General features: G+C 61.7%; 23 protein-coding genes. 16 read left to right on the top strand and 7 right to left on the bottom strand.

Annotated elements, in window-relative coordinates; genetic code table 11:
- Positions 1-29: 29 nt before the first annotated feature.
- The 4 genes from LQ788_RS01545 to LQ788_RS01530 all read right to left on the bottom strand — a co-directional run bounded on the left by LQ788_RS01545 (position 30) and on the right by LQ788_RS01530 (position 5,042).
- Entirely contained in the window at positions 30-1,073 is a 1,044-nt protein-coding gene (locus LQ788_RS01545) for a pirin family protein (protein ID WP_231444611.1), read from the bottom strand.
- Positions 1,074-1,243: 170 nt separating this feature from the next.
- Positions 1,244-1,618: a GNAT family N-acetyltransferase gene (locus LQ788_RS01540; protein ID WP_231444609.1), complete on the bottom strand. Its 375-nt coding sequence runs from the start codon at positions 1,616-1,618 to the stop codon at positions 1,244-1,246.
- Between the two features lie 128 nt (positions 1,619-1,746).
- Positions 1,747-4,065: an MMPL family transporter gene (locus tag LQ788_RS01535; RefSeq protein ID WP_231444607.1), complete on the bottom strand. Its 2,319-nt coding sequence runs from the start codon at positions 4,063-4,065 to the stop codon at positions 1,747-1,749.
- A 38-nt stretch (positions 4,066-4,103) separates the two neighbouring features.
- Complete coding sequence (locus tag LQ788_RS01530; protein ID WP_231444605.1) at positions 4,104-5,042, bottom strand: LysR family transcriptional regulator; 939 nt, start codon at positions 5,040-5,042, stop codon at positions 4,104-4,106.
- Positions 5,043-5,128: 86 nt separating this feature from the next.
- Here LQ788_RS01530 and LQ788_RS01525 point away from each other — a divergent pair, with 86 nt between their 5' ends.
- From LQ788_RS01525 to LQ788_RS01500, 6 genes are all read left to right on the top strand, one after another.
- The gene (locus LQ788_RS01525) at positions 5,129-6,451 is read left to right on the top strand and encodes an MFS transporter (protein ID WP_231444603.1); all 1,323 of its coding nucleotides are present in this window, start codon (positions 5,129-5,131) and stop codon (positions 6,449-6,451) included.
- A complete protein-coding gene (locus LQ788_RS01520) occupies positions 6,444-7,391 on the top strand; it encodes a carbon-nitrogen hydrolase family protein (protein WP_231444601.1) in 948 nt (315 codons plus the stop codon). Before LQ788_RS01525 ends, LQ788_RS01520 begins: the two co-directional genes overlap by 8 nt.
- A 30-nt stretch (positions 7,392-7,421) precedes the next feature.
- Positions 7,422-8,288: an NAD(P)-dependent oxidoreductase gene (locus tag LQ788_RS01515; protein ID WP_231444599.1), complete on the top strand. Its 867-nt coding sequence runs from the start codon at positions 7,422-7,424 to the stop codon at positions 8,286-8,288.
- A gap of 67 nt (positions 8,289-8,355) precedes the next feature.
- Positions 8,356-8,775, top strand: coding sequence for a carboxymuconolactone decarboxylase family protein (locus tag LQ788_RS01510; protein WP_231444597.1), 420 nt, complete (start codon positions 8,356-8,358; stop codon positions 8,773-8,775).
- A 32-nt stretch (positions 8,776-8,807) separates the two neighbouring features.
- Positions 8,808-9,623, top strand: coding sequence for an N-acyl homoserine lactonase family protein (locus tag LQ788_RS01505; RefSeq protein WP_231444595.1), 816 nt, complete (start codon positions 8,808-8,810; stop codon positions 9,621-9,623).
- Positions 9,620-10,885, top strand: coding sequence for an alpha/beta fold hydrolase (locus tag LQ788_RS01500; RefSeq protein WP_231444593.1), 1,266 nt, complete (start codon positions 9,620-9,622; stop codon positions 10,883-10,885). Before LQ788_RS01505 ends, LQ788_RS01500 begins: the two co-directional genes overlap by 4 nt.
- On the opposite strand, the gene LQ788_RS01495 is transcribed toward LQ788_RS01500, so the two are convergent.
- On the bottom strand, positions 10,845-11,987 hold the full coding sequence (locus LQ788_RS01495; protein WP_231444591.1) for a PucR family transcriptional regulator: 1,143 nt from the start codon (positions 11,985-11,987) through the stop codon (positions 10,845-10,847). The two genes, LQ788_RS01500 and LQ788_RS01495, sit on opposite strands and share 41 nt — an antisense overlap.
- 159 nt (positions 11,988-12,146) lie before the next feature.
- Here LQ788_RS01495 and LQ788_RS01490 point away from each other — a divergent pair, with 159 nt between their 5' ends.
- From LQ788_RS01490 to LQ788_RS01450, 9 genes are all read left to right on the top strand, one after another.
- On the top strand, positions 12,147-14,234 hold the full coding sequence (locus LQ788_RS01490; RefSeq protein ID WP_231444590.1) for a hydantoinase/oxoprolinase family protein: 2,088 nt from the start codon (positions 12,147-12,149) through the stop codon (positions 14,232-14,234).
- Positions 14,235-14,244: 10 nt separating this feature from the next.
- Positions 14,245-16,224 (top strand): hydantoinase B/oxoprolinase family protein, encoded by a 1,980-nt coding sequence (locus LQ788_RS01485; protein ID WP_231444588.1) that lies wholly within the window; start codon positions 14,245-14,247, stop codon positions 16,222-16,224.
- Positions 16,225-16,390: 166 nt separating this feature from the next.
- Positions 16,391-18,181 carry a dihydroxyacetone kinase family protein gene (locus tag LQ788_RS01480; RefSeq protein WP_231444586.1) on the top strand — a complete coding sequence of 597 codons (1,791 nt, stop codon included), beginning with the start codon at positions 16,391-16,393 and terminating at the stop codon, positions 18,179-18,181.
- Positions 18,178-18,633: a ribose-5-phosphate isomerase gene (locus LQ788_RS01475; protein ID WP_231444584.1), complete on the top strand. Its 456-nt coding sequence runs from the start codon at positions 18,178-18,180 to the stop codon at positions 18,631-18,633. Before LQ788_RS01480 ends, LQ788_RS01475 begins: the two co-directional genes overlap by 4 nt.
- A 3-nt stretch (positions 18,634-18,636) precedes the next feature.
- Entirely contained in the window at positions 18,637-19,458 is an 822-nt protein-coding gene (locus LQ788_RS01470) for a triose-phosphate isomerase family protein (protein WP_231444582.1), read from the top strand.
- Positions 19,455-20,228: a GntR family transcriptional regulator gene (locus tag LQ788_RS01465; protein ID WP_231444580.1), complete on the top strand. Its 774-nt coding sequence runs from the start codon at positions 19,455-19,457 to the stop codon at positions 20,226-20,228. Before LQ788_RS01470 ends, LQ788_RS01465 begins: the two co-directional genes overlap by 4 nt.
- On the top strand, positions 20,225-21,169 hold the full coding sequence (locus LQ788_RS01460; RefSeq protein ID WP_231444578.1) for a sugar phosphate isomerase/epimerase family protein: 945 nt from the start codon (positions 20,225-20,227) through the stop codon (positions 21,167-21,169). Before LQ788_RS01465 ends, LQ788_RS01460 begins: the two co-directional genes overlap by 4 nt.
- Positions 21,166-21,975 carry an SDR family NAD(P)-dependent oxidoreductase gene (locus tag LQ788_RS01455; protein WP_231444576.1) on the top strand — a complete coding sequence of 270 codons (810 nt, stop codon included), beginning with the start codon at positions 21,166-21,168 and terminating at the stop codon, positions 21,973-21,975. Before LQ788_RS01460 ends, LQ788_RS01455 begins: the two co-directional genes overlap by 4 nt.
- Positions 21,976-22,029: 54 nt before the next feature.
- Complete coding sequence (locus tag LQ788_RS01450; protein WP_231444573.1) at positions 22,030-22,920, top strand: NAD(P)-dependent oxidoreductase; 891 nt, start codon at positions 22,030-22,032, stop codon at positions 22,918-22,920.
- Positions 22,921-22,952: 32 nt separating this feature from the next.
- Here the strand turns inward: LQ788_RS01450 and LQ788_RS01445 are convergent, their stop codons facing one another.
- Both LQ788_RS01445 and LQ788_RS01440 read right to left on the bottom strand, forming a co-directional pair.
- Positions 22,953-23,747, bottom strand: a complete 795-nt coding sequence (locus LQ788_RS01445; protein ID WP_231444572.1) for an enoyl-CoA hydratase — start codon at positions 23,745-23,747, stop codon at positions 22,953-22,955.
- A gap of 25 nt (positions 23,748-23,772) precedes the next feature.
- The gene (locus LQ788_RS01440; RefSeq protein WP_231444570.1) at positions 23,773-24,978 is read right to left on the bottom strand and encodes a CaiB/BaiF CoA transferase family protein; all 1,206 of its coding nucleotides are present in this window, start codon (positions 24,976-24,978) and stop codon (positions 23,773-23,775) included.
- 130 nt (positions 24,979-25,108) lie between these two features.
- On the opposite strand from LQ788_RS01440, the gene LQ788_RS19830 reads away from it, so the two are divergent.
- Positions 25,109-25,837 carry a GntR family transcriptional regulator gene (locus LQ788_RS19830; RefSeq protein WP_262908294.1) on the top strand — a complete coding sequence of 243 codons (729 nt, stop codon included), beginning with the start codon at positions 25,109-25,111 and terminating at the stop codon, positions 25,835-25,837.
- Positions 25,838-25,857: the final 20 nt, after the last annotated feature.

Below are 25,857 nucleotides of genomic sequence, written 5' to 3'. Positions count from 1 at the left end.
TTCGTCTCCTTGTTCGGGTGGGTTCTGGGTCAGGATTGGACGTGCGGGGGCGGGTTCTTACGCGCTTTGATGCGAACGTCGGGCAACCTCGGCGCGGGCAGCCTGGACAGGCCATCGGCGTTCTCACCGGGGCCTCCCTTGCCGACGTAGCCCTCGACGGCGCCGAAGCGATCACCTTCGGCCTGCCATTCTTCGCGGTACTGGGCGATCTCCTCGTGGGTGCGGCCGATGAAGTTCCACCACATGAGGATCTCTTCGTTGAAGGGTTCGCCGCCGATGACGACGAGGCGGGCGTCGGTCTCAGCCCGGTTGCTGATGCGCATCTCGGACAGGCCCACACCGGTGTAGCCGAGGGCATTGGTCGGCAGTTCGACGTCCTCGACTGTGATGTCGCCGGAGTCGACGAGGACCCCGTATTCGAACTCTTCGTTGATCGGCAGGTCGATGGTGGCACCGGGACGCAGGCACACCTCGGCGCCCATGAGCGGAGAATAGGTGGCAACTGGCGAGCGCGTTCCCCACAGCTCGCCGAGGAAGACGAGCATCTCGCCGCCGTCGAAGGGTGTGACCTCGGGGGCGAAGTGCTCGAAGTCCCTTCCCTCTCGGTTGCGCACGGAATCGGGTAGCGCCAACCAGAGTTGGACGCCGTGCAGGGCTGTGGTGTCCTCGGTCGAGACCTCGGAGTGGCAGATGCCGCGGCCGGAGGTCATGAGGTTGACCTCGCCGGGCAGGACCATGCCCTGGTTGCCGCCGGAGTCGATGTGTTCGATGGCGCCTTCGAAGAGCCAGCTCACGGTCTGCAGACCGGTGTGCGGGTGCGGGGCGACATCCATGCCGCCCGAAGTGGAGACGTCGTCGGGGCCGTAGTGGTCGACGAAGCACCAGGGGCCGATGAGGGAGCGTTGACGCTGTGGGAGGGTCCGGCGCACGCCCATGGCACGTGGTCCGCCCAGGGGAACGTCGCGGGCGGTGAGGATCTCAACTGGGGCTCGTCCCACCTGCGCACAGTCGGGGCCGGGCAGTCCGCCGGTCTTGCACACGACCTCGTCCGGTTTCGTCTCCACATTGCTCATGTCGGTCCCACTTTCGCATTCACGATCAGACTCCCGCCGAGGCGGCGTCCCAGTTCAGACACCGTCAGTCTTCCACATTGTGCGGACAAATCCAGTGGATGCGGATCGACCCGGCCACCGGCGCTGATCGAAGGTGGAACCAACAAGCCGAGGCTGCTCGGCCGAATACTTCAGGGAGTCTGCTTCACGAACTCCACGTCCGCCTCCGTGGCCCAGCGATAACGGCCACCGATGGCGAGGAAATCGTTGCCGTGCTCTTTGAGCCGTGCGACGATCAGCGGGCAGACGGGCACCACCATGAGATTGCTGTTGCTGGTGTCTTTGAGCGTATGGGAGATGAGGATCTTCTCCAACCCTCGCTCCGAGAACCCGCTGTCGACTTCAACGTGATAGATGATCCTCTCGGACTGTGGCCGGGGTCTGTCGAGGTAGCGCGCTCGTCCGGCGACCTCTCCTGAGTCAATTCGGACCACGAACTCCGAGTTCTGCTCATCGTGTTCTACCTTCACCTTCGCGCCGGTGGAATCTTGCACGGTTTCAGACATGTCTCAGCCTTCCTCGAACGTCGATCCTTCTATTGTGCGCTTCCGGAACCTGTCTGCCCACCCGAGTGACAAAGCGGTCTGATCGCTGCCGGAGTTCCCAGTCGGGTCCCTCAGCCGCGCACGGATCATCAGTCTCCTGGAATGCGCTTCCGCCATGGCCACCATACGTTTCGGCCGATGTCGTGGACGAGGGCCGGGACGACGAGTGAGCGTACGAGGATCGCGTCGAGAAGGACGCCGAAGGTGACGATGAAGGCCAGTTGGAACAGGAACATGACCGGGATGACGGCGAGCGCGGCGAAGGTCGCCGCGAGCACGATCCCCGCCGAGGTGATGACCCCGCCCGTAGCCACGAGCCCTTCCAGCACTCCCTTGCGGGTGCCCACGCGCAACGACTCCTCGCGGACGCGGGACATGAGGAAGATGTTGTAGTCGATGCCCAACGCCACGAGGAAGACGAACGCGTAGAGCGGTACCGAGGGATCGGCACCGGGGAAGCCGATGAGGTGGTTGAACACCAGCGCGGAGACACCCAAAGCCGTACCGAAGGAGAGCACCGTCAGTGCCACGAGCAGCAGCGGGGCCACGAGTGAGCGCAGCAGGAGGATGAGGACGATGGTGATGACGATGAGGATGAGTGGAATCGCCAAGGTCCGGTCCGCCTCGGCGGTGGTGTTCGTGTCGAGGTCGACCGCGGTCTCCCCGCCCACCAGAGCTTCGGAGTCGACCTTATGGACAGCGTCGCGGATGTCGGTGACCGTGGACTCGGCGGCCAGGGAGTCGGCCGGGTCGGTCAGTGTCGCTTCGAGGAGAACCTGACCGTCGACCTCGGTGGGTGCCGGGGGTTTCGTTGGAGGCGTCGAGGTCGAGTCGGGTGCGCCCTGGCCCTGCGGTGCTTGGCCCCGTGGCGCCTGCAGCTGTCCGTCATCGTCGATGGCGATCGTCCCGCTGGGTGACTCATCGGCGACGACGGTAATCGATTCGACCCCGCCGAGGTTGCCGACCGCCTTCGCCGCATCCTCGAGCTGGTCTTTCGCTACGACGATCTGTGTGGGTGAGCCGGATCCGCCGGGGAAATGCTCGGACAGCACATCTTGGCCATCACGGGCCTCGGAGTCGCCGAGGACGAAGTCGCTCTGCGCGATGCCTGAGGCCTTGAACTGGGGGAACGCGATGAGCGGGAGGGCAAGGAGGACGACGAGACCGATCCAGATGACGCGCGGACGCTTAGCGACAGCCTCGGCTATGCGAGTCCACATACCCTTCTTCGCAGGTGCAGAAGTGGTGGTGCGGACCTGCGGGCGGAAGGGCCAGAACACGGCCCGGCCGATGATCATCAGAGCCGCGGGCAGGAATGTCAGCGCCGCGAGCATCGCCACCAGAATGCCGATCGCCGCCACCGGGCCGAGCGCACGAGTCGAGGCCAGGTCGGTCAGCAGCAGAACCAGAAGACCGGCGATCACGGTCCCGCCAGAGGCCGCGATCGGCTCGACGACGCCCTTGAACGCAGCCAGTCCGGCTCTGACTCGATCCCGTTCGGTCAGCAGCGCATCACGGAAGCGGGCGACCACAAGGAGGGAGTAGTCAGTGGTGGCGCCGACGACCAGGATGAACAGAATGCCCTGAACCTGGCCGTTGATGAGCAGGATTCCCGCATCCGCGAGGTGCCAGATGAAGAAGATCGAGGCCGACAGTGCTGCCACCGAGGTGAACAGAACGATGACCGGCAGCAGTGGCGAACGGTAGACGATGATGAGGATGACGAAGACCGCGATGAGCGCGACGAGCAGAAGTATGCCGTCGATCCCGGCGAAGGCCTCGGTGAGGTCCGCGGAGAACCCGCCCGGGCCGGTGACGTACACATCCGCCGAGGTGGGCATTGAGTTGGCATCGCCGGTGGGACTATCGGCTGCGGCGGCTATCGGGAAGGTTCCAGCGATGATCGAGCGGATCTGCTCGACGTCCTCGGCGGTGGTGTCGACAGAGACCGGGAGAATGAGCTCGAGGGCGTCGCCGTCTTCGGAAGGGATGACAGGTGAGGCGTCGGCGGCCAACAGCCCCTCGTCGTCGAGTCTTTCGGCCAGATCCTCAAGGTCAGTCGTGCTGCCCTTGCTCAGCCCGTCCGTGTCTTCGAGCACGACGATCGCCGGAACATAGTCGAGGTCACTGAACTGCTCGATGAGCGCCTGAGCCTTCGTCGACTCAGCAGATTCGGGGAGGAAGCTCGAACGGTCATTGGTGGCAACCTCGGAGATCTTGCCGAAATAGGGGCCACCGACTCCCGCGATGGCCACCCAGGCGACCAGAAGGACGGCGAAGAGGGCGATGAGGGAGCGACGGGCGGGGATGGGGGCGCGGTGGCTCGGGGGCTGAGCCAAATCAACGGGAACTTCGGATTCGGGACGGGGCGACTCCGGAGGGGTGCTCGTGAGCAGATGGCGGGGCATGTTCCCAGAGTACGCGGGGATCCACCGAGTCTTGCCTACTACAAACCATGAGACTGAACGAAGTTCTTGAGGATCTGCCGGATCCAGCTGTTCTCGATGAGACCGTCTATCTCCGTCTTCCAAATCGCGGAGATAGTAAATCGAGGCATCTTGATCGGAACGGGCGAGACCTGAACGTCGATGATCTCACCGATCCGCACCGCAACTGGCTCTGGAATCGTCGCAATCACGGGCAGGTCGCGCAGGATCGGGACAAGCCCGAGGAAATGGCTAGTAGTGCACAGAGTATTGCGAGTGCGGCCCATTACCGAGAGCACATCGTCAACCCAACCGCGCTGCGAGTTGTAAGACACCCGCACATGTCGGGTTTCGATGTATTCACTTTCGGTCAGCGGCTGTGAAAGCCGAAGCAACTGCGGATTGTGAAGGCACCGATAATCGCCGGAGAAAAGCGGCTCCGTTTGGACGTCGTTGGGCAATTGAGGTGGTGTCGTGGTGAGGACGATGTCAATAAGCGGGTCGTCGAGGGTGGTTCGCCACAGTTGACTATTTGTCTGGTGAATAGCGAAGTTCACGCCCCAGTTATGATCCAGCTTTTGCTTAGCGATCCATGGGCTGAATAGAACTTCAATGTCATCGGACATTGCCAAATGGAAGGTGCGCGAGCTCTGCCACGGCTCGAATTCCGTTTCCTCGAGGATGACGTTGGCGATGTTGCTCAGGCTTGGCCCGAGGCTCACTGAAAGGGAAAGAGCCTTCGCTGTCGGAGACATCCCACCACGGTTGCGCTCGAAAAGCGGATCGTCGAAGAGCTTCCGCAGTCTGCCTAAGGCCGCGCTGACCGCGCTCTGAGAGAGGTTCAGTTTATACCCCGCCCGGGTCACACTGCCCTCCTGCATGAGGGCTTGAAACACGACGAGCAGGTTGAGATCAACCTGACTTAAACCAATCTTATTAATACTAGTGATTATAAACATTTGTTTGACTGTTTTCTAGTACCGGCAGAGAGTGTTGTCAGTAGCCGAAACCCCATTCGGCAACACGTAATCGACGGAGCTTACACATGGATACAACCTCAGCAGAGAAGCGCACCGACGCGCCTCTGACGACACTCAGCAAAGCCGACAGAACTCGTCGCATGGTGGCAGTCGGCATCGGCAACTTCATGGAATGGTTCGATTTCGCCATCTATGGATATTTCGCCGCCATCATCGGCGCTCAGTTCTTCCCCTCGGGTGACCCCACGGCCGAAATGCTGTCGTCTCTCGCAGTCTTTGCAGTCGGATTCATCTCCCGTCCATTCGGCGCACTTATTCTTGGTCCGATCGGCGACAAGTTCGGACGCAAGACCGTACTTATGATCACTGTTCTCGGCATGGGAACAATCACGGCGCTCATCGGTGTGATTCCCTCCTATGCATCGATCGGAATAGCGGCACCGATCATCATCGTCATTCTGCGGCTAGCCCAAGGAGCCTTCGCCGGCAGCGAGTGGACCAGTGCCGCGGCCTACATCGGCGAGAGTGCGCCCACCCGCAAACGCGCCATCTATGCCAGCATGGTCACGGCTACGGCCGGTCTGGCGTTCCTCGTCGGCACGGTCACCGCGGCGGTTCTCACCGCGGTCATGGACGAATCATCATTGAATTCCTGGGGCTGGCGAGTGCCGTTCCTCGCCTCTATCATCATGGCGGTCGTTGCCATCTATATCCGACGCAAGCTCGTCGACACCCCTGTCTTCGAGGAAGTCGAGCGCAAACGTGCCTCGAACACTCTCGAACCGACATCCGCCTCGGCGAAGGCGAAGGCATTCATCATGACTCTGGCGTTCGCAGGCATCTTCGGAGTCAGTCTCTATTACCTCATCACTTACATGAACAACTTCCTGTCGACTGCAGCAGGAATGGACCGGTTAGACGCACTTATCGTCTGCGGCATCGTCATGGCTATCTACGTGGCATTCAATCCATTGGTTGGGATACTCACCGACAAATTCGGGCGAAGGCCAGTCCTGTTCACCGGGCTCATCGGTCTCATCGTCTGGTCCATCCCAGCTTTCTTGCTGATGAGCACCGCCAACATGTTGCTGTCCGGCATTGCCCTCACGATCTTCGCCTTCTTCGTCGCCTGCACCGCAGTGGTTAACAACGTCCTGCTTGTCGAAGTCTTTCCGGCCTCGATCCGCGCCACTGGATCGGCGATCGGGTACAACGTCGCCTATGCCGCTCTTGCTGGTCCCGGTCCACTCATCGCAGCGGCCCTCGTCGCAGGCACTGGATTACTCATCTCACCCGCCTTCTACGTCATAGTCATCGCGATCATCGCCCTGGCGATCCTTGTCCCGATGCTCAAAGAGACCAAAGGCATCGACATCTCCCATGGTTGAGTCTAGAGAGGACAAACCTTTGTACACCGCAGCAGTCATCCAAGCCGCATCGATACCGTTCGATCCGCAGGCCTCGACCGACAAGACCATCCGTCTGATGAACGAAGCCGCCGCACAGGGAGCCACCCTGGCAGTCTTCCCCGAGGCCTTCATCGGCGGGTATCCGAAGGGAAGCACCTTCGGAGCCCCCGTCGGCATGCGCACTCAGCGCGGCCGGCACGAATTTCAACGGTACTCTGCAGGTGCCATCGAGCTTGAGGGGCCAGAAGTCGCGCGGCTCGTCAAAGCTTCGAAAGACAACGGAATCTTTGCAGTCGTCGGAATCATCGAACGTCTTGGCAACACGCTCTATTGCACGGCGCTCATGCTCGATCCGGAGACAGGGGTCGCCGGTGCCCACCGCAAACTCATGCCCACCGGATCGGAACGCGTCATCTGGGGATTCGGTGACGGTTCGACGCTCGACACGATGGATACCCCTCTTGGTCGGGTCGGCTCGGTCATCTGCTGGGAAAACTACATGCCGCTGTTACGTCAAGCCATGTATGCCAACGGCATCGACGTATATTGCGCGCCCACTGCCGATGATCGTCCCACCTGGGCCGCGACCATGACTCATATCGCGCTCGAAGGACGAACGCATGTTCTCTCCGCCTGCCAACACATCACTAAGGCGGCCTATCCAGACGACCACCCCTTCGATGAGGAGCTGCCACACGGCGACACCGTCATGCGCGGCGGCAGCATGATCATTGCCCCGACCGGAGAGGTTCTGGCCGGGCCGGTCTTCGACGAGGAGACGATCCTCTACGCAGAAATCGATGCCGAGATCAAAACCCGGTCCCACCTCGACTTCGATTCCGTCGGTCACTATTCCCGGCCCGATGTCTTCGAGCTGAAGGTGCACACCAGTCCGCAGAACTCGGTCAGTTTCGACTGACGACTCCAGCAATCGCAAAGGAACGAACAGATGGCTACAACGCTCTTCATCGGACTCGGGCGGATGGGTGCGCCCATGGCTGCCTTGCACGCCAAGACATTCACCACTGCAGTCTTCGATCTCTCTAATGAAGCCACTGCACAGGTGGTCGAGGAGGGAGGAGCCATTCCAGTCACCGACCTGAGCTCGCTCCCTGCCGGAATCGACACCGTTATCCTTATGCTCCCCAGCAGCCGTCAGGTCGAGGACACACTCACCGGCGACAATGGCCTGTTGCGCAGCCTCAGCGAAGGTACCCTCATCATCGATATGGGTTCGAGCGAACCTACGAGCACCCAAGATCTCGCCCGGCAAGCTCAAGAGCTCGGGGTCGACTATGTCGATGCCCCCGTCTCCGGCGGCGTACCAAAGGCCCGGACCGGTGAGCTGTCGATACTCGTCGGAGGCACGGATGAAGCCGTCGCCAAAGCACGGCCCCACCTCGAAGTCATGGGCACGACGATCATCCACGTGGGCAATGAGGGTGCCGGCGATGCGGCGAAGGCCATCAACAACCTTGTCAGCGCCACCAATATCGCCGTGGCCTGCGAGGCCTTGACCATGGCCGATGACTTCGGCATCGAACCGACGAAGATGGCTGAGGTTCTCAACTCAGCGACCGGTCGCAGCCAAGCATCTGAACTCAAGGTCACGAAATACATCCTCCCGCAGAATTTCACGAGCGGATTCGCCTACGACCTCATGCTCAAAGACATGACCATCGCTATGGGACTGGCGCATTCCTTGGAAACACCCGTCACTGATGTCGCCTTCGACAAGCTGAACACTGGCCGCGCTGATCTAGGTGATACGCCTGATCACACCGAGATCAGCCGACTCTACGGACTTGATCGTTAGCCAACACCGCCCAGCCGCCACCGCAGATCACCACAAAGCAGATCAACCCAAAGAAAAGGATGCAGAAATGACCGAAAATACCGCTGAAGCACAGGCCTACATCGACGATATGGCCACCAAAAGAGGCTATGTGCTCGACTACCACAAAATCATGGCCAAACAGGATTTCCCCGTGCTACAGGCAGCAAATCATGTCGTTTCAGCCGCGTACCTGGACCAACGCACCCTCGACCGGCGGACGAAAGAACTCATCTTCATCGTCTCCCTCACAGTTATGCGCGCGTCGAAGGGCCACATCCAGTCACATATCCGCGTAGCGCTCGACATTGGGGTCTCCGAGACTGAAATTTTGGAGGCCATAGAAATTGCTCTGCCCGAAGCTGGGATCGTCGCCTTCCAGACCGGCTTCGAGGCTTGGCGGGAAGTGGTCGGAGCTGAAGGCATCGAACCCACAGTGCAAGCCCATGCCGGCGGCTCCGGAGAATAAACCACCATCACCCTGGGAATGGACCTGTGAATATGAACATCACCACCACCTCGGCGCCGGATGATGATCCCTGGCAGATCGTGATCATCCGACATGGCACGCGTGAAACAGTGCGATCGGATGCGTTCCTCAATTATTCGTTTTACAACGAACCTGACGGACCCCACCGAGTCGACTACTATTTCTGGGTGCTGCGCCGAGGTGATCAGGTGGTGATCGTCGACACCGGGTATTCGGCAGTTGAGGGCAAGCGAAGAGACCGTGAGATCCTCGTCGACCCTGTGCAGGCAGTGCGAAAGCTCGGCATCGACCCCGCTGGCGGCGCGCCGGTGATCATCACTCATGCCCACTACGACCACGTCGGCAATATCGGTGCCTTTCCCAACTCTCAGGTGTACATCTCACGAGCCGAATGGGAGTTCTGGACCGACGAGCTGGCCGAGAAGACACTGTTCGCGCATTTCGGGGATCAAGCTGCAGTCCGAGAACTGGCTAAGGCCGAGCAACAGTCGCGTCTGACGCTCTTCGAAGAAAGTTGCACCGTGGCGCCGGGCATCGAAGTCACGATGCTCGGCGGGCATACACCCGGCCAGGCGATAGTCACTGTCACCACGAGCGAGGGACCAGTAGTGTTGGCCAGCGATGCGGTGCATTTTCATGAGGAGCTCGAGCGGGACATGCTTTTCCTGTCGATGACCGATCTGCCACAGTCATATCGCGCGCTAGACCGGTTGCGTGAAAACACGGCGACGGTCCTGGTCAGCGGCCATGATGCAGGCGAACTCGAACGACACACTCCCCTCACGGGGCCGCTCAATTGCCTGGCGGCGACGATCGGCGAATTATGAAGTATTCAGTCGACCTCCTCGTGCAGTCACAGGAACTCATTGCTCTTGCGCGAGGAGCCTCGGTCGCTTTCGACGTCGTCGGGGACAACTGGAGACGTCGCGTGCGGTTCACCGACGGCGACCTCCACGCCGATGAGTTCGTCAGCCATGGTGGCTGCAATCACCACGACAGTCCTCCTGATTTCGCGCTGCGAGCCACGAACGAGGTCTGGGATGAACTTACCCGCTCGGACCCAGCCCCCGGTCAACAGAGTGTCATCCACCTGGTGCGGACCGGTACCATTTCACTCACCGGTGACTCCATCGCCTACGTCCGGCATATGCATCTTGTCCGCGCCGCGATCGAGGCACTGCGCGGAGATCGGCCGACAGACTTCGTCCCCTGTCGACCCCTGAAAGCTCGTGGAGAATATCACCGGGTGTCTTCGGCGGTGGGCACTGCCGATGTCCACGTTGAACGCTGCGGCGGCGGACCGCCGATCATTGCACTGGCCACCGCCGGCAGTGCAAGCACTCAATGGCACGGCCTCATGACCGAGTCGGATCTCACGGACCGCTTCGAACTCATCACTGTCGACCTGCCCTGGCACGGAAGCTCCTCGCCGACTTTCGGCACGGCCGTCGGCGACTGGATGCTGACCCCGGAGACGTATTCACAATTCATCGCCGACACCGTTCGTGCGATCGGCGGACCTGCGCCGGTACTCCTGGGCGTCTCGATGGCCGGGGCTGCCGTCGTCCACGCCGTGTCAACCTATCCGCAATACTTCGCCGGCGCCGTCGCATGTCAGGCGGGTCCGCGAGTGCGCAACCGGTCAGTCCCTCAGTTGCGGGCGACCGACATCGATCAGACTCACTTCGTCCCAGAATGGACATATGGACTGATGAATCCGGCATCGCCCGCAGAGTTCCGGAAACGCGTGTGGTGGGGATACTCGTCCGGCGGCCATGGCCTCTATGTGGCCGACATCGAGTCATACCAGCAATGGGATGTCGACCCAGTGAGAAATCTGCTGAGACCTTCGAGTCCGCACATCGCTGTGCTCAGCGGAAGCTACGACACGACAGTTCCGCCGGAAGCGTCACGGCGCCTCGCCGAGGCGATTCCGAACTCGTCCTTCTGTGAAATGCCCGAGCTTGGCCATTTTCCTCATGCCGAGAATCCGGCGAGATTTGCCGATTACCTAGAACCCGCGCTGAAGAGGGTGCTCGCGCATACTCTCACTCCCCCGGACCCTGCCGTCGACACTCGAGCGCGATGACGACATCGGCCATCGCCTTCGGTTCACTCAGGCGCGAGCCGAGAATGTTCTCGATCTGCGCCAGCCTGTACCGGACGGTGTTCTCGTGGACCTGCAGATGACGAGCCGCCTCAGCGATGTTCGCACCGCAGTCGACGAATGTGGTCAGTGTCGTCCAGGAATCGGAATTCCGGGAGATCCTGTCGAGGTAGCGTTGAACGACGAGGCGGTCGAAACGTGAGCTCATTCGAGCTGCAGCCCAGACCACCGGGCGCATAGAGTCGACGTAGACGAATGCTCCAGTCGCGGCAGCCTCGATGGCCACGTCTGCCGATCGCAACATCTCAGGAACTTGACTGAGTGCAGTGAAGGGTTCGGAGATCCCGACCCCAATGACGTCAGCGGCGAAGTAGTCCTCGAGGACGAAGCCTTCGGCGCACAGAGCAGTGTGCTCCACCGCCGAGGTGGTGTAGCCGGTGTCACTGGCGACGATCCCCTGTATCGGGGTGGGTGACTGCCGTGTGGTCCTCGATGATCCTGCGCCTGTTCGTGCGCGCACGATTCGAACAGGTTGGTAGGGTGCGAACCCGAAGCTCTCCAGCGATCTCCATCGTGCTGGTTCGTTTCCCGGTGATATCCCCGCCTCAAGGTCACGCATAAGTCGTGCGGACTCTTCCCGGCGCGTGCTGATCGAGAAGGATTCGAAGCCCTCAAACGCATTGAGAATCTTGGTCATCGTGTCGAAGACGAGTGACACGTCAGCAACAGTGCCACGCCCAGGACGCCCCGACTCACGGACATTACTACCCGACTCGGACTCCTCGTGGACAGCGATGACGATGACATGATCCCTCTGCCTGATTCGCGCCGCACGGGCCCGCACGACCCACCGTCCGATCTGAGTCTGCGCGGCATCCGCCAGATCGGCAGAAAGGACCCAGTCTGAGATGAGATGACTGGGAGCCGCCCCGACGGACCTGATGACCTCCCCCAGCTCGTTGACGACCAGCCCGGACCCTCCGCAGGCCCTGGCCGCGCGCCGCAGCACCGACTCCAGAGGATCCGCAGCACCTAGAGATGCCAACAGCTCGTCGAACACCCACTCCCGCGATCTCTCCACCACGCCTCCTCGCGCATTCAGGGTTCCGACCAGCTCACCAGCGCCGTTCGACGACTCTTGTAACTTTTACAATATCAGCGAATTTATCCTTCGGTTCCTCCATTGACCCAACACCCGCAACCAGCCCAGGATGTATTCCAGATCACAATCAAAGGAGATCACGTGGCTAATCTGCGAGTCGCTGTCGATGTCGGCGGCACCTTCACCGACATCTGCATTTTCGACGAACCCACCCAGTCAATGCGGGTAACGAAGGTACCATCTACCCCAGACAATCCGATGAATGCTGTCCTCAACGGGGTCAAACGAGCGAACATCGACCTCAGCGACGTCGAACTGTTCTCTCATGGAACCACTGTTGCCACGAATGCGCTCATCACTCGTAATTTTCCCAAAGCGGCGATGGTGACGACGAAGGGCTTCCGCGACGTCATCGAGATCCGCGACGGGACGAAAGACGATCTGTGGGACGCCTACTCTGATGTGTCGGGCCCCTATATCCGTCGGCGTGACCGGTTCGAAGTCACCGAACGCATCGATTACGCGGGCAATATCGTGACCGCTCTGGATGAAGATGAAGCGCGCAAGCTCGGGCGTTTGCTCAAGAAGCGGGGCGTGGACACTGTCGCCATCTGCTTCATCAATTCCTATGCCAATGCCGTGCACGAAGTCCAGATGCGCGAGCTCCTCGCCGAAGAGCTTCCAGGAGCCAGCATTTCCACTTCAGCGGAGATTCTGCCTGAGATCTTCGAACACAACCGCTTCAACACCACTGTCGCCAACGCAGTCCTTGGACCGCTGGTTTCGGGTTACGTCGAGAAGCTGGATAAGAGCCTCACGGACGACGGCTACGCCGGGGAGCTGCTCCTACTCCACTCCGGTGGTGGATCAATGACCTCCGAGATGGTCAAGCGGTTCCCCGTACGGTTGGCTGCCTCCGGCATCGCAGCTGGGGCAATTGCGGCCCAACATGTGGCCGAACAGTGCGGGTTCAACAACGCCGTCGGGCTCGACATGGGCGGAACATCAACCGACATCTCGCTCGTGGCCGACGGCGAACTTCGGGTGACAAATGACTGGGAGGTCGAATACGGTCATCCAATCGTCTTCCCCAGCATCGAGGTCCTCACCATCGGTGCCGGTGGCGGGTCTCTGGCTCATATCGATATTGCGGGATCGCTGCGCAACGGACCTCAGTCGGCCGGAGCTGATCCCGGGCCTGCCTGTTACCGTCGCGGCGGTGCCGAACCGACGAACACCGACGCGAACCTGTGGATGGGTCGGTTGGGAACTGATCTCGCCGATGGTGAGATGACATTGGACCGAGCTAGCTCGAAGGAAGCAATCGAGTCGAAGGTCGCTGGGCCCCTTGGCCTTGATATTGATGCTGCGGCCGATTCGATCATCAAGGTCGCCAATGCAAATATGGCCGACGCTGTCCGCCTGGTTTCCATTCGGCGCGGCCTTGATCCCCGCGATTTCGCGCTCATTGCATTCGGCGGAGCCGGAGCCCTTCACGGTGCGGACGTGGCGAAGGAATTGAACATTCCGACCATCGTCGTTCCGCCCAGCCCTGGCGTCACCTCGGCGTTGGGATGTCTCCTCGTCGACATTCAGCACGACCTCTCTCAGATGTTCACCGGTTCGGCAGAAGACGCCGACGCTGAGGCCGTGGACCAGCATTTCAAAGAGCTCGAACTCGAGGGTCGGGATCGGCTGAGGCACGAAAAAGTTGCCGAAGCCGATGGTGTCTTCGAACGCGGCATCTCTATGCGCTACCAAGGTCAATGGCGTTCTCTGCAGGTCAAGATGGGCACCGGGCCTCACGCATTGCGAGAAGCCGTCCAGCTCTTCCACGAAGAGCACGAGAAGCAGTACGCATTCCGACAGGACGAGACCCCGGTTGAGATCTACCAACTTCACCTCAAAGCCCTGGGCAAGACACCGAAACCAAGCTTCAAGCCATCACCAGTCAGCTCCAAGGATCCTGGAGAGCCGCTAGAGGTCCGTGAGGTCTACTTCGAAGGGAAATGGCACTCCACGCCTGTCTACCAGCGGGAGAACCTTCCCTCGGGAGCAGCATTCATCGGACCTGCCATTCTCAATCAGATCGATGCGACGACAGTCATCCCGCCGGGCTCCTCCGCGGTGATCGACGAATGGTTCAACATTCGCATCACTCTGTCCACCGAGTCCGGTGAACCAGCTCTGGCATCGGCCTCGAACGAATCAACTACGTCCGCGAATTGAGGAGAGAACAATGACTACGATCTCCAGTGTCAGCGACCGCTCGTCCACACTCGACCCCGTCACGTTCGAAGTGCTCAAGAACGCCTTCGCTACAAGCGTTGACCTCATGAGCGAGCAGATCCTTCGCACCTGCTACTCATTTGTCATCTATTCTCGTGACTTCTCCTCAGCCCTGTGCGACAAGTACGGCAACACCGTCATGCAGGGCAGTGCGGACATCGCCGTCCACGTCGGGACGCTTCACTTCCAATGCAAAGCAGTCATGGAAGAGTTCGGCGACGACATCAATCCCGGTGATGTGTTCCTCATCAATGATCCCTATCGTGGCGGCACGCACTTCAATGACGTCAGCTTTATTCGGCCCATCTTCTCCGAAGACGAGATCATCGGCTTCGCACAGAACAAGGGACACTGGGCAGACATCGGTGGGTCCGTACCTGGATCATTCGATGTCTCTGCCAGTGAGCATTTCGGTGAAGGGCTGCGCATCACACCGCTTCGCGTGTGGCACAAAGGGCGCTTCCTCCACGACGTGGCGCAGCTGCTCGTGTCGAATACTCGTGCGCCCGATCAGGCTCTCGGCGATCTCAATGCTCAGGCCGAGGCAACTGCAGTTTGCGAGCGCGAGGTTCTGCGGCTCGTCGACAAGTATTCGAAAGATACTGTCCTCGATGCAATGCAGGAGACGCAGGACTACGTGTGCCGTACTGTTGTTGCCAGCCTCGGCGACCTCCCCAAAGGCGAATGGGAGACCGTGGATTACCTCGATGGTGATCCCGCAAAAGGCGAGGGGCTGGCACCTGTCCGGGTCAAGCTCACGCTGGATGGCAAAGGCATCCACTACGACCTCACAGGTTCGGCCGAGGCCGTGTCCACGTTCCTCAATTCTGGCTACGGAACCACGTATTCCGCGATCTACGCCGGCACCAAGACATTCTTCCCCGAGGTACCTCTCAACTCCGGTTTCTATGAAGCGGTGACGGCAGAGATCGGCGAGGAAGGCACTGTTGTCAACGCCGGTTGGCCACATGCCGTGACCGGCTTCTGTTCGGGCCCATACGAAAAGGTCATGAACGCGATCTTCGAGCTCTGGTCCCACATCATGCCGGAGCGTGCTATGGCCTGCGCGTTCAACCTCGAGTATCTGCTGGTGGGCGGCCACGATGGCCGGACCAAGTCGAGCCCGTACTTCATGTGGTACGACTGGATGGCAGGCGGCTGGGGCGGCCGCTCAACGAAGGACGGGTCGTCCGCTACCTCACCGGTCTTCGGCACGGGACTCGCTGTGCAGCCCGTCGAGGGACAGGAACGCCTCACTCCTGTCATCACCACGCAGCATTCGATCAACACGGATTCGGGCGGACCCGGCAGGTTCCGCGGAGGCTGCGGCGTCAACAAAGGCGGGATTCTCACCGATGCGGCCGGAGCCGTCATGAGCTACTGCTGCGACCGCGGTCGTTCCACCACCTGGGGCATCAACGGCGGGCTCCCCTCGATCCCACACGGCGTGTGGCTAAATCCGTCCTCTGAAGATTCCAAGTACTTGGGCGCAACGTTCTCGAACGTGTCCATCTCCCCCGGTGACACGTTTGAAAGACCAAGCGCCGGCGGCGGCGGTTTCGGAGATCCGCTCGAGCGCCCGAGCGCCGAGGTACTTGAAGACGTCATCGACGGCTACGTCTCCATCGATCGAGCAGCCAAGGACTACGGTGTCGTCATCACAGAGATCGATGCCGAACTCGACGAGTACGAAATCGACGAAGCCGCTTCGACGAAACTGCGTGCACAGATTCGTTCCGAGCGCGCATCGTGGCTCGATTCCGATCCCGCCGAGGTTGCCCGTCGTTATCGCGCCAACGACATCACCGTCCATGATGTCGTCCGGAAGTACGGAGTGGTCCTCGACTGGGGCACCGGTGAACTCCTGGAGAAGTCAACGGGCCAGTTCCGCGACAGCGTGCGGACACGGTCGGCCTCTTACTGGGGCTGATTGACCGGAGCTGCCGACCTCACAAGGACGTCCCGCGACACTAGGCAGTGTCGCGGGACGTCGTTGTCGTGTGACTGATCAATGATCGCTGCCACTCATGACCCCTTGCACTCGAACAATAATCCTATAGGATCTATGAAATAGGAATCAGTTCGAAGGGGAACTCGTGACCCGATTATTCAATGACCCGAATGACTTCGTCTCCGACATGTCACGCGGCTTTGCGCTCGCCTCGTCCCGTTGGGTGCGAGCCGTGGATGGCGGAGTCGTGCGCTCCACCGCAGCAAGCGAACCCACAGTCTCTCTCGTCATCGGAGGCGGCAGCGGCCACTTCCCTGCATTTTCAGGACTCGTCGGCCCCGGCCTGGCCCATGGAACGGCCATGGGAAACGTCTTCGCATCACCCTCGACGAAGCAGATCATGTCCGTGGCCCGCAGCTGCGATCAGGGCCGCGGCGTCCTCTTCAGCTACGGCAACTACGCCGGAGACGTTCTCAACTTCGACCAGGCCCAGGAACAGCTTCGCGCTGAAGGGATCGAGGCACGCACGGTCGTCGTCACCGACGACATCTTCAGCGCATCCAGGGACGAGATCGACAAACGTCGCGGCATCGCCGGAGACCTCGTCGTCTTCAAGATCGCCGGCGCCGCCGCCGAAGCTGGCCTCGACCTGGACGAAGTCGAGCGCCTTGCCCGCTCAGCCAACGACCGCACCCGCTCGATCGGAGTAGCGTTCTCCGGCTGCACCCTGCCGGGAGCCGACGAACCGCTGTTCACTGTGCCCGAGGGCAATATGGCCATCGGTCTGGGCATTCATGGTGAACCGGGAATCGACGAGGTCCCGCTCCCCTCGGCGATCCAACTGGCTGAGCTCCTGGTCTCCCGCCTCCTCGTCGAAGCACCCGATTCGTCACGGCGGGTCGTGCCCATCCTCAACGGACTGGGCACGGTCAAATACGAGGAGCTCTATCTTCTCTACGGCCTTATCGACCCCCTGTTGAGAGAGGCCGGATACGAACTTGTCGACCCCGAGGTCGGGGAATTCTGCACGAGTTTCGACATGGCCGGACTCTCGCTCACCCTCCTGTGGCTTGACGATGAGCTCGAGCCGCTGTGGGGAGCTCCCTGCTCCTCAGCCGCGTACACCCGTGGCGAGCTCGGGACCGCACACCTTCCAACCAGCTTCACAGGACAGCAGCCTCAACAGGAACACGAGGCAATCGCAGTCCCGACTCCCGCTTCCGCGGCTTCACAGCAGTTGGGCAGAGAAATCTCTACCGTCCTCACACGAATCGCCGCAGTCCTCGATGACGCAGCCGGTGAGCTCGGTCGCCTCGACAGCGTCGCCGGGGACGGTGATCACGGAATCGGAATGCAGCGCGGGTCGAAGGCAGCAGCACGCGCCGCCGCAGATGCCATTGCCAACGGCCATGGCGCCGAGGCGGTACTGACCTCAGCCGGTGAAGCCTGGGCCGACATCGGAGGAGGCACCTCCGGCGCCATTTGGGGACGGATCATCAGCACACTGGCGGAAGGGTTCGCCGGTGACTCCCAGCCGACACCTGCTGCGATCTCCACCGCCATCAATGCCGCAGTCGATGAGGTCCGCACGTTCGGCGGAGTCGAGCTCGGAGACAAAACTCTTCTCGATGCTCTCGCCCCCTTCGCCACACAGTTCTCCCACGCTGTCAGCTCTGCAGGTCCCGACTCCACGCCGTCAGTCTTCGCGCGTGCAACCACCCATGCCGCAGATGCAGCTGCTCGGGCGGCCCAATCCACGACAGACCTCGTCGCAATTCGCGGCCGTGCCCGCGCACACGGTGATCGAAGCCTGGGTACACCGGATCCGGGCGCGATCTCCCTGGCGATGATCGCCTCGGCGATTGCAGACCAGTTCACCACTGACACTCCTACGCCAATCATCCAGAGCACCGAGCGAAAGGCAGCCCGATCATGAGCCTGCGAGTGGTCGTCGGATCTGACGATGCGGGATTCGACTACAAAGAGATCATCAAGTCCGACCTCGGAGATGACGAACGCATCACCTCGGTCGTCGACGTCGGCGTCGACTCCGAATCACACACCTTCTATCCCTCCATCGCGACCTCCGCTGCCGAAATGGTCGCTCGAGGCGATGCCGATCGCGCAATACTCATCTGCGGCACCGGGCTCGGTGTGGCGATCGCCGCGAACAAGGTCAAGGGCATTCGAGCAGCCACGGCGCACGATTCGTTCAGCGTCGAACGCTCGGTCCTGTCGAACGATGCCCAGATCCTCTGCATGGGCCAACGCGTCATCGGCCTCGAGCTCGCCCGGCGTCTGGCCAGGGAATGGATCGGATACACCTTCGATCCGGCGAGCGCTTCGAACGACAAAGTGGCACAGATCAGCGCCTACGAATCTCGCTGATCCATGACTGACATGCCCTCGCACATTGCCCCCTCAGCACCGTCGCCGGCTCTCCCGGACCGACTCCTCGGGATCAGCCTGAAGATGTACATGTCCCACGCACAGACAGTCGACTGGGCCACCAGAGTCACCGAGCTCACGCACGCCCACCCGGCAGTCACCTCGGGGACGGCTGAGCTTGTGCTCCTCCCCCAGTTTCCATCGATCCCCGCGTGCCTCGATCTGCGCGGACCCCTGCAGATCGGTGCCCAGAACCTGTCCGCTGAGGAGGCTGGTGCCTGGACAGGGGAGGTCTCCGGGGCCGTACTTGCCGAACTTGGCTGCCGCTACGTCGAAGTCGGCCATGCCGAGCGCCGTCGACACTTCCACGAGACTGACGACATCGTCCATGCGAAGACATCTGCCGCACTGCGCCACGGACTGCTCCCCATCCTGTGCGTCGGAGAGAACACCGCCGGCTCACCGGAATCTGCCGCCGCCGAGGTGGTCGCCCAGATCCGTTCGGCCCTGCCCTCGACTGCCGGTGGCCTGTCACCCGCAGGCGGCGTCGTCCTCGCCTATGAGCCGATATGGGCGATCGGTGCGCAGCAGCCTGCCGCCCCGGAACACATCATCGCCGTCTGCGAAGCGGTGCGGGCACGCACTCGAATCCACTTTCCCAGTCTCGACTTCCGCCTCGTCTACGGCGGAAGCGCAGGCCCAGGTCTGCTCGCTCAGCTGGGTCCCGCTGTCGACGGACTCTTCCTCGGACGCTTCGCCCACGACCCCGATTCAGTGCCGAGAATCCTCGATGAACTCGCCGATGTCATTATGCTGAATTCATGAATGCACAGTCTCCGATCCCCCGCGCAGACATCGAACGTCGTGGACTCCGCGACCTCGTCTACGAACACATCCTCGAAATTCTCCTCACCGGAGAGATCTCACCTGGCGAAAGAGTGTCCATCGACGGGTTGGCCAGGCAGCTCAACGTCTCACCGACGCCGGTGCGGGAAGCGCTCGTCGACCTCGAACGCACCGGCCTCGTCGTCCGCGAAGCCCTGCGCGGCTACCGCGTCTCCCCTCCCCTGGATCGCGGACAGCTCCAAGAGCTCTTCATCGCCCGCGAAACGGTGGAGACGACAGCGACACGGCTGGCGACACCGGCCAGCGAGGACCTGCTCAGCTCACTGGCAGCCGCCCAAGCCGAGCACGAGAAGGCCGGCGACAGAGTACGGGAGACGACCGAACAAGGCGACGAGGTCGCCGGCAGTCCCGAAGACGCGCGCCGAATCCAGGTCAGTGCGGCCCAGGAGTACTTCGCCCGGGATCGAGACTTCCACGACACAATCCTTGAGCACTGCGGCAATCGCTACCTCGTGAAGATGTCACACGACCTGGCTGCCCAGGTCCACCGCCTGAGACAGGCGCTGCCCCACGGCATCACCGACGTCAACGAAGCACTGTCCGAACATCGAGCCATCATCGAAGCCTTCGCCTCACCAGACCCGACCGCACCGGAAGCGGCCATGCGCCACCACGTCAGGATGGTCGCCCACCGCGCGCTCGTCGAAGACCCTCAACCTCCCACCCAAGAGAACCACGAGGACCCATGAGCCCAACCGAGCACACGATCGCCTGCTGCATGCACGGCTTCTCCCCCACCGACCCCAGCGGCCTGCCCCTCCATGAAGCCGACCCTCAGACCTGGGCCGGAATCTTCTCCACGGTCTCCGCTCTCGGCTTCACCGCCCTCGAGATCGCCGACAGCCACATTCGCCCAGCCGATCTCTCATCCGAACGCCGCGGCCTCTTCAAGGACCTGGCCGCCTCGGCGGGTGTCGAACTCACCTCCATCCATGTCCAACGCCAGTCGATCATCGACCCCGACCAGGGCGAGGCCAACCTCGACTACGCTCACCGCACCATCGACGCGGCCGCCGAACTCGGCTGCCAAGTGTTCTCAACCGGACTGCATCAGCCCTTCTCCCAGGCCCAACGCGAGGCACTCTGGTTCTGGACGGCGAAAGGCTGGGAGGATCCAGACGACCCCGAGGTCCGTGCACTGGCAGTCCACCGTCTGCGCGAGTTGGGCCAGCACGCCGCCGAGGTGGGCCTGCCGATGTCCTTGGAGATGTACGAGGACACCTACCTGGGCACCGCCGAGTCCGCCGTCCGTCTCGTTGAGGAGATCGGACTCGACAATGTCGGGCTCAACCCCGACATCGGCAACCTCGTCCGTCTGCACCGCCCCATCGATGACTGGCGAGCCATGCATGAACTCACTCTCCCTTACGCGAACTACTGGCACATGAAGAACTACCAGCGAGATGAGGCCGCCGACGGGTCCTGGTTCACCTCCCATCCGACGACGATGCGCGACGGCCTCATCGACTACCGCGCAATGGTCACCCGCGCCGTGGAACTCGGCTTCGACGGCCCCTTCCTCATGGAGCAGTACGGGGGCGACAGCCTCGGCGTCTGCGCAGAGAACAGAAACTACCTCATCGGGCTCCTCTCCACCGCACAAACGACGAAAGGCACCACGCACTCATGACGACTTCATCCACCCGCGCTCAGTCATCGATCTCCCTGGGCCCGGCCTTCCCTGCCGAACGCACCGCGATTCTCACCGGTGTCGGCAGCGCGAATGGAATCGGTCGCCACACCGCCCACCGTCTTGCACGCTCCGGCTGGAACCTCGGACTCATTGCTCGCCGCAGCGGCGAAGCCCAGGATCTCGCCTCCGAGATCACCGAAGAATATGGTGTGACCGCCCTTGGCAGGGGTGTCGACGTGACCCGATCAGATCAGATCGCCGAGGCGGCAGCCGCCTTCGAAGCAGGCCTGCCCCAAATCGTCGCTCTGGCGAACTTCGCCGGTGTCTCCTCCTCGACGACCTACTTCGAGATCACCGATGACGAATGGGCGCGGGTGATGACGAACAACCTCACCGCGACACACCTCGTCACCCAAGCCTTCGGCAGAATCATGGCGAAGAACGGACTGGGTCGCATCATCGGCCTGTCCTCTGTCACGGCACAGAAGGGCGGCGGAACGTTCTCGAAAACCGCCTACGCCGCAGCCAAAGCAGGAATCGTCGGCCTCATGCGCGGAGTCGCCCTGGAACTCGGCCCGCACGGTGTCACTGCAAACTCGGTGTCCCCGGGGCCGGTCGATACCGACATCATGGGCGGCCCACTCGATGACGAACGCCGCGAGGCGATGGGGGCCGCGACCGCTCTGGGGCGGATCTCGGTGCCCGAAGATGTGTCTGCAACCGTCGAATTCCTCATCAGCGAGGGCGCCGGACACATCACGGGACAGACCCTGAGCATCAACGGCGGCCTCTACTTCCACTGATCTCCTGCACCGACCGCACCGACCGCATCAACGACACGATCCAATGGAGGATCTATGACTGTCAGCGCCGACCACATCACGTTCCTCGGAATCGGAGCCATCGGCCTGCCCATGGCCCTGCGGCTGCAAGGGGCAGGATTCCATGTCACGGGCGTCGATCCGTTCCCGGGGCCTCGCGCTCGTGCCACGGAAGCGGGGCTGCCGAATGAGGAACGACCTCTGTCGGCAGAGTCTGCGGCGACGGTCATCGTCATGGTCGCCGACGGCAGTCAGCTCACGCAGGCGCTCGACGGGAACGAGGAGACAGGAACACCTGGGCTGCTCTCACTCATGTCGCCAGACGCTGTGCTCGTCATCATGTCCACAGTCGGGCCAGAAGCGGTGCGAGCCGCAGCGCAGCGTGCCGAGGCGCAAGGCATCGGAGTCCTCGACGCTCCTGTCACTGGGGGCATCGCCGGAGTCGTGGCCGGCACTCTGCGGATGCTCGCTTCGGGTCCGCAGGAGGTGCTCGAGTCCCGACGGGCGGTTCTCGAGTCGCTCGGGACGATCATCGACTGTGGCGGACGCATCGGAGACGGTCAGTCCTTCAAGGCGGTGAATCAGCTGCTGTGTTCCGTCCACGTCGTGGCCGCCGCGGAAGCACTGTCGCTGGCCGAGCGGCTCGGTCTCGACCAAGCCAAGGTTCTCGAAGCGATGACGGCCGGTGCCGCGAATTCCTGGATGCTCGGTGATCGCGGCCCGCGGATGCTCAAGGATGTCGACGTCGAGGTCGCAAGCGCCGTCGGCATCCTCGTCAAGGACACCACCATCGTCGCCGAGGTGGCCGAGGACGTCGACATCGAGCTGGCCCTGCTCCCGGTGGCGGCCAGAAAATTCGCTGACGCGGCCGACTTGGGTCACCTCCGTCGCGACGACTCACAGGTGATGCGGACCTACGACGCCTGACATCATCGGGCACGCCCAAGCCAGCGACGCGGTCAGCGCCCCCGCCATTCGTAAGGAGTCTTGCTGACGAACGCGTGCACGGCGTTGTGGAAGTCCTGCGAGCCATAGATTCGTTCGACGATGTCCTCGTCGTCAACGGAACCACCTGAATCGGAAAGCCTGCGAACGACCTCCTTGACAGACCACATCGTCAGCGGTGCGTGCCCCTTGAGCGTGGCCGCCCACTCAGCGGTCGCCTCGGCGATGTCCTCGGTGACGAGTCCTACGAACCCAGCGCCCAGGGCTTCATCGGCCTCGATGAACCGTGCCCGCAGCAGCATATCGACTACGCGGGCACGCCCGAGCAGTTCGATGAGCAGACCCAGGGTGTCACCGGAGAGGCAGTTGCCCAGGGTCCGCGCGATCGGCACCCCGAAGCGCGCCCTCGGTGAGGCGACGCGAACGTCGGCACAAGCTGCGATCCCGAGGCCTCCACCGACGCAGTACCCGTCGATCGCTGCGATGACCGGGATGTTCACGGCTCGCAGACGGGCGAGCACCTCAGAGATGCGCTTCTCGTACGCGACGCCCGCGGGACCGTCGAACTCGGTGAATTGTGCGATGTCGGTACCGGCGACGAAGGCCTTCCCACCCGCTCCGCGCAGAACCATGACACGGATGGAGTCGTCTCCATCGGCCGTCTCACACGCCTCGGCAAGGCCCATGTACATGTCCCAGGTCATCGCATTTCGCGCCTCGGGCCGGTTGAAGGTGACGGTGAGGACACCGTCCTCGCTCTCGATGAGCAGGTTGTCCGTCTTTGCCCCTGAATCTGCTGCTTCGGTCATTGTCGTGCCTTTCCCTGTACGCGTCTCATTGTGACTTCAGTTCGGCCAGTTCGTCTGCCGAGAACCCGAGTTCGTCGAGTAGTGAGTTGTCGGCACCGAGGGATGGTCCCGCAGGTCCGCGCCTGGCCGGTGTCCGTGACAATCGCATCGGAGAGCCGATCTGTCGCACGGTGCCGGCCACCGGGTGCTCGGAGTCCCAGAAGAAGTCGCGGCTGGCCAGATGCGCATCGGTGAACACCTGCGAGTAGTCGCTGATCGGAGCGCAGGGTACGCCTGCCTCATTGAGGACCTCGACGATTTCGTCGGTTGTCATCCTCGTCGTCTTCACTTCGATGAGGGCGATGAGCGCTTCCCTGTGCGTGAGTCGGTCATAGGACTCCTGGAATCGTTCGTCATCGAGCAGCTCCTCCAGTCCTAGCCCGTTGCAGAACCGCACCCAATTGCGAGGGGTGTTCGCACCGATGGTCACGAACCCGTCGGATGAATGGACTGCCTGGTAGGGAGCCTGGTTCTGGTGTGCGGAGCCGTTCGGTCGCCCTACCTTTCCTTCGACGAAATACCCTGCGGCTTCCCACACGGCGTAGGAGACTCCGCTTTCGAAGAGCGATACGTCAATGTACTGCCCCTCCCCCGAGCTGTTGCGCTCATAGAGAGCCGAGGTCAGCGCCAGAGCGACATACATCGCCGAGGTGAGGTCGCAGATGGGCACGCCTACCTTGGCCGGCGGCGAGTCGGGTTGGCCTGTGATGCTCATCAGCCCGCTCCGCGCCTGGGCCATGATGTCGAGCCCGGCCAGTTTCGACAGTGGGCCGTCCTGGCCCCATCCGGATGCCGAGGCGTAGATGATCCCGGGGTTGCGCTCACGGACGTCTTCATAGGCGACTCCGAGGCGCTGCATGACTCCGGGCCGCATGTTCTCCACCACGACGTCGGCTGTCTCCGCCAGTCGCATGAAGGCTTCCTGCCCGACCTCGCTCTTGAGATCGAGGGTGATTGATTCCTTATTCCGGTTGATGAGCATGTATGGGGCACTCTCTCCGTTGATGAAGGGCCCTGTGCTCCGTGTCTGGTCACCGCCGATGGGATTCTCGATCTTGATCACCCGTGCGCCGAGGTCGGCAAGCTGCATCGTTGCGAACGGTCCGGCCATGAACACTCCGAGTTCAAGAACGGTCACCCCGGAGAGGGGTCCTTCGCCACCGCCAGTCGAGCCGGATTCGGTTTCATCCATGAGATCCTCCTCTGATATTCATCGATCCTGTAGGAATCGCGTGTCCAACCTTGGACAAACCATTGATTTGCTGGTGTGATCCGCGTTACAGTCTTCACACTACTGTATACAAAAGAGGATCTATCCGGAAGTGGTAACTCTCATCGCATCTCAACCCAGCTTGGCGACATTGGCCAGGCAAGCTCTCGAAGGGACGATCCTGGCAGGAAACTACATGCCGGGAGAACGTCTCGTGGAGGAGCGCCTGTGTGAAGAACTGGGAATTTCACGCCCTCCGCTCCGTGAGGCGCTCAAAGAACTCGCTCATACCGGCCTCGTCGAACACGTGCCGCGCAAGGGCGTGAGGATCATGTCGATCTCCCAGCATGATGTCTTCGAGATCGCCACCCTGCGCCGTGAACTCGAACGGATGGCCATGAGTCTGACGCTGCCCGAGCTCGCTCCAGACAGGGTCGAACGTTGCCGGGAGACGCTGCGCACGATGGAAGCGATCGCAGAATCGGGCTCTGAAGGCGACATGGTCGCGGCCGGATTCGAATTCCACTATGCGGTCGTCGGACTGGCCGGCCACGCGAGGATCGAATCGACGTACCGGGCGATGGCGATGCAGCTGCAGATGTGCATGGCCCTGAACAATCAGGCTCGGCGCGAGATCGAGGACCTCGACGGCAACGTCGCCAGGCATGCGCGCATGCTCGACGTCATTCTGCGTCGCGACCCTGATGAGATCGAACGCGAATTCGACGACCACGGAAACCTGTCATTCCTCGTCGACACCGTCGACCAGCTCGATGGAGCGACTCCGGAATCTGATCGTTGGCTCGAGGAGGTACGCGCTTCGCTGTCTGCGACCACTTGAGCCATCGCCACTGACCCCAG

The sequence above is a fragment of the Brevibacterium zhoupengii genome (assembly GCF_021117425.1).
Classification (GTDB): Bacteria; Actinomycetota; Actinomycetes; order Actinomycetales; family Brevibacteriaceae; genus Brevibacterium; species Brevibacterium zhoupengii.
Note: the sequence above shows the minus strand (reverse complement) of the source record. Positions and strands in the feature narration are given on the sequence as shown.